Genomic DNA, 4,697 nt, shown 5'->3' on the forward strand with positions numbered 1-4,697 from the left:
ATATTATTAAAATTAAGATGGTTCAAGTTGAAGGAAGGCACTTTAGGGGGTCTTTTCGTTATTTTTAAAAGGACCTACTCCATTCATTCTTAAAAACATAAAGTAAAGTGAACCCGTTAAAATACATGAATGAACCTTAGTTTTAATCCTCTTACCTAAAGGAGGAACTATTATGGGCTATGGTGGTAGTTGCGGAGAAGGCTGTGGTTTTGCTGGAGGATTTGCTTTGCTTGTTGTACTCTTTATACTATTAATCATTATCGGATGCAGTTGCTTCTGCTAAAAAACTATTAGAAAGGACACTCTTATATGGGTGTCTTTTTTTTATGAAAAATATCTAACTATCAACCTTTTCCTTATGACTTCTAACATCAACAAAGGGTGATACAAACTATTACATATGTTTGTACCACCCTTTATTGATGCTTTTAGACTTCACAGTTGTTAAAGTTTTAGACTTCTCCCTTAGTGTACCCATATTATTAGAACATCCTGTAATCTGTAGACAAAATGTAGCTAATAAAAACAATATTAATAATTTCTTCAATAAATCCTCCTACATGCATAAAACACCATATGTTACAAAACAAACATAACATCAACTCTTTATAAAAACAATATAATCCTCGGTCCTTAAGCTATCTCTTAACATAGGAGTACCGCTACATATTCATACAGCCAAAATTTTAAAATATCCTCTACTTAAGGAATTTGTAAGTATCAAGTAAGAAAAACGAGAGCTTTGCTTCGTATAATCAAAATATAAAGTGAAGGAAGAAAGATTATTTCTGGGATTAATATGCATGTAACAAGAGAAGAAATCTACATTTTTTTAGAATAATAATATTAGTATGTCCAAGTTTTGGAGATTGCTTGCAAATATTTTGAAATTTTCGCACCAGAATTCTAATTACCATACCTGTTTTGTACCATCACATATTGGAGGTTGAAACATGAATAAAAAAAAGAAAATACAAAAATCAGTCCTTACCTTTACCCTACTCTTTTCTTTAGGCGTTTCATCTTTCCCGCTTACAACAACTATTCACGCAGATACACATGAGGAACAATCTGCTGAAAAGAAACTAGTCTCTTTAACGGAGCGTACATCATTATTTTTTGAATATCTCCAGAAAGGTAAGTATGCAGAGGCACTACAGTTGACGTCTGCTGCTTTTCAATCCAAGTTTACAGCAACCACATTACAAAACTGGTGGACACAAAGTGGCTGGAGCGGGATAAAAAGTATGGGAACCCCCGTGATAAAAGAACGAAACTTGGTCCATCAGACGGTGGAAATTCCAGCAGATACCGAAGGAACTACCATACCGCTACTCCTTAAATTCACACCTGGCGGGAAAGTAGATGAAATTGGAGAAAGGCCACCCGAGGAATCTTATACCATCCCGCATCCTAGCTATGATCAACCTGACTCCTATCAAGAACGTGAAATCGTCATTGGAAATTCTACCTATCCGTTACCAGCGACATTAACAGTTCCGAAACATAAGCGTGGTGAAAAACTGCCCGTAGTTGTTCTTGTTCATGGTGCTGGCATCCATGATCGCGATAGCACATATATGGGAACAAAAATCTTACGAGACATTGCAGTGGGCCTTTCATCCAACGGAATTGCAGTGTTGCGCTATGAAAAACGCACCTTAGAACATGCATTAAAGATGAGTACAGAACCTGTTACGTTAGACCGTGATACTACAGATGATGCTATATTTGCAGCAAAATCAGCAGCGCAGCAGGAAGGCATTGATCCAAATAATATTTTCATTCTTGGACATAGCCTAGGAGCTGGCACAATGCCACGTATACTAAGCAAAGCACCTTCCTCACTTGTCCGAGGAAGCATCTTACTCGCACCACCTGCACGCCCTTTGACTGAAATTGCCATTGATCAGTATCAATACCTTGGGAAACCAAAGGAAGAAATCGATGAACTAAAAAGACAGGCTGCTTTTATTCAGGATCCTACTTTCAATCCTGACCATCCTCCAGCTGGCTACAATTTTGGGTCACCTCATTTTATGTATGATGTTTCTAGGTGGCGTCCAGTTGAAGAGGCAAAATCAAGAAAAGAGCCTTTACTCATTCTGCAAGGAGCACGTGATTATCAAGTAACAGTAAAAGATGAATATACAAAATGGCAGAAAGGACTTTCAAACCGCGGAAATGTTCAGTTCAAAAAATACCCGAAATTAAATCATTTCTTCACGGAGGGTGATGGGGAATTAAGCCCCCCTAGTGAATACGAAATCCCTGCTAACGTTCCCGAATACGTCATCCAGGACATTATTACATGGGTCAACGAGACAAAAAAATAAGAAAACATCAAAAGCCTTCATGCAATCATCATTGCATGAAGGCTTTTTGAAACTAGTGATTCAGAGATAGCTATTATAATGCACCAAAACGAGAATTATATTTTTCTACGTACTAAATAAAACGCTAAGGAACCCATAATAACAGGTGCAACGAAGTCAAAGAAATGTGAAAAAGTAAAAGTAAAAAGAAAAAGAAATGTTATAAGTGTATAGATAACTGCTAGTCCTATAAATAAAGGAATTCCAAATTGAAACTCTCGACATCGTTTAATTTTCCTATATAAAACTTCCCCAAGTAAACAAGCTATGAGAGCTGGTATACTACCATAAGTGACGATAGTTTTTATGAATCCCTGTAAAACGTCCGGGTGAATAAAGCTAGGATTAAAAATATATGAAATTAAGAACCATCCAAAAATAAAAGCAAATAGACTTGCAGCATAACTAACTACAAATTTTATTAAAGTAAGCAACGTAATCATCCCCATAATTTCCTAATACTATCTTCATTGTATCATTTTCTCTTAAAAAGACTCCAAAAGGATATACTTGCCCTTCAGCTTTCTTTTTTAACACTTGTTCAAGACGTATTTTTTGATGTTATTTTGTATAAAAAACTTTTGGAAGCAACCTTAGGGCGCTAAGAGGTTATATGTGAGGATTATTCCTTTAAATTTCTACGACTGTTCTAAAGATAGGCATAACAAATAAACCTATTAACTAGGCATTTTAAAAAATATTATGCAACCTTGAAACTTTTTGACAACATATAATCATACACAACACCTAAAATATCAAAAACGATTTTCTTTTCATACCGATGAGATTTTCTCCCGTTTTTCTCTAAAAGGTAAAACAAACGCAGCAAAACTTTTAATAATTCATGGATGCTCTTTTGTAGTCCCTCATAAAACAATTGATAATAATTCTTTATCATATAGATGGATTTGTATTCACTTAACTCTTTCTTTTTCTTATCCAAGAGTAACTGACGCATTTTGAACATCGTCGATGAACAGAGTAAAATACTAATGAGTTGCCCATATAAATGGCATTCTAAGCGTTCTTTCTTAATTTCTTTGCACCTGTCAATTTTAAAAAAAGATTTCCATGTTTTGAACAAAATTTCAATTTGCCAGCGTAATGAATACAAGTCATGGATATGTTCCGTTGGAACATTTTCTGTAGAAAGACTCGTAATATACACGTTGATCCCACTCAACCGTTTACTTCGTTCTTTGTAGGTAATACCTTTCTTCTTTTCTTTTTTGCTTGTTCCTTCAACCTTTTCTCTGTTTGTTCTTTTGTTAATCGATGAATAATAACACGAGCTGGTAATTTTTGATACTGTCCAATGTGTGCCTCTGAAATCTCCGTTGTTTGAACAGGGGACAATTGATTCATGAGTTCTTCCATATCTAACTGAATATAGAGTGTCCCTTTCTTCTTTCCAAAATCAAATCCACTCACATGTTCTGATTCACATAAAAATGCTGGTTAAATTCATTAATAAAACTTCATTAATAATGACTGTTACTGATATCGGAAGATTAATGGGTATCTTCCGTAAAGATAAAGCTACTGTATCTGAATAAAATAGGCACTCGAAAGAGTGCTTTTATTTTTTCTCAATGATCAATATTAATTAACGTAGTAAAATACTATTTTGATGGGATTCCAATACATATTATTAAAATTAAAGCGGTTCAAGTCGGAGGAAGGCACCTTTGGGTGTCTTTTTTATGATTAGCAATAAGTTTTAAATTTTGCAACGACATCCAACGAGCTTATGAGGGGCTAGACGGACGGCAGCAAGGTCATTTTTCAAAAAATTACCAATTTATCCAATGAGGGCTTCGGCTCTCTTTTTTTTTACTCTTTTTAAACTAGAACCTTTTTATACAACCTTCATAATATAATATGGGACAACCTTAAACTCTTTTTTGAGAGGAATGATTAGATATGGCAGATTATTTCTGTAAAGATGGAAAGAAATATTACAAGAAAAAAGATAAATCATGTAACTCTTCAAACTCCAGTAACTGTTTCATAGAGACATTTACAATTTTTGGATCTGAAACTACCCCTACAAGTCTTGAAATCCCACCCGGTTCTACAATTACCCTATTTGAAAATTTTACAACTAATCACAATAAAACTCTAATTCGTTTTAGTTTTAGCCCTGTATTTGCTGCGTTTGTTACATTGACTATTAGAACATTTAATTCCACAACCCCACAAACAATTACATTAACACCAGGAGATAGAAAAACTTTCTTATTTGAGGATGTTCAAAGTATTACTTTCTCAAATGCCACTACAGCTAACGCTGAACTTAGTCCATTATTTATCCAACAAACA

General features: G+C 34.6%; 4 protein-coding genes and 2 pseudogenes. 3 read left to right on the plus strand and 3 right to left on the minus strand.

From position 1 onward, the window contains the following. Positions 1–172: 172 nt before the first annotated feature. Both ABWK52_RS20465 and ABWK52_RS20470 read left to right on the plus strand, forming a co-directional pair. Positions 173–283, plus strand: coding sequence for a YjcZ family sporulation protein (locus ABWK52_RS20465; protein WP_000540371.1), 111 nt, complete (start codon positions 173–175; stop codon positions 281–283). A 670-nt stretch (positions 284–953) separates the two neighbouring features. After that, a complete protein-coding gene (locus tag ABWK52_RS20470; protein WP_098541768.1) occupies positions 954–2,336 on the plus strand; it encodes an alpha/beta hydrolase in 1,383 nt (460 codons plus the stop codon). A 95-nt stretch (positions 2,337–2,431) separates the two neighbouring features. Here the strand turns inward: ABWK52_RS20470 and ABWK52_RS20475 are convergent, their stop codons facing one another. From ABWK52_RS20475 to ABWK52_RS20485, 3 genes and pseudogenes are all read right to left on the minus strand, one after another. Then, complete coding sequence (locus ABWK52_RS20475) at positions 2,432–2,818, minus strand: hypothetical protein (RefSeq protein ID WP_088065538.1); 387 nt, start codon at positions 2,816–2,818, stop codon at positions 2,432–2,434. 25 nt (positions 2,819–2,843) lie between these two features. After that, positions 2,844–2,966, minus strand: a pseudogene (locus ABWK52_RS20480) (GNAT family N-acetyltransferase); the annotation flags it as partial. Positions 2,967–3,075: 109 nt separating this feature from the next. Further along, a pseudogene (locus ABWK52_RS20485) lies at positions 3,076–3,782 on the minus strand (transposase); the annotation flags it as partial. 516 nt (positions 3,783–4,298) lie between these two features. Here ABWK52_RS20485 and ABWK52_RS20490 point away from each other — a divergent pair. Then, a partial coding sequence (locus tag ABWK52_RS20490; protein ID WP_353772102.1) for a hypothetical protein occupies positions 4,299–4,697 on the plus strand: 399 nt, incomplete at its 3' end.

It is taken from the genome of Bacillus sp. AP50 (assembly GCF_040492675.1).
GTDB lineage: Bacteria > Bacillota > Bacilli > Bacillales > Bacillaceae_G > Bacillus_A > Bacillus_A cereus.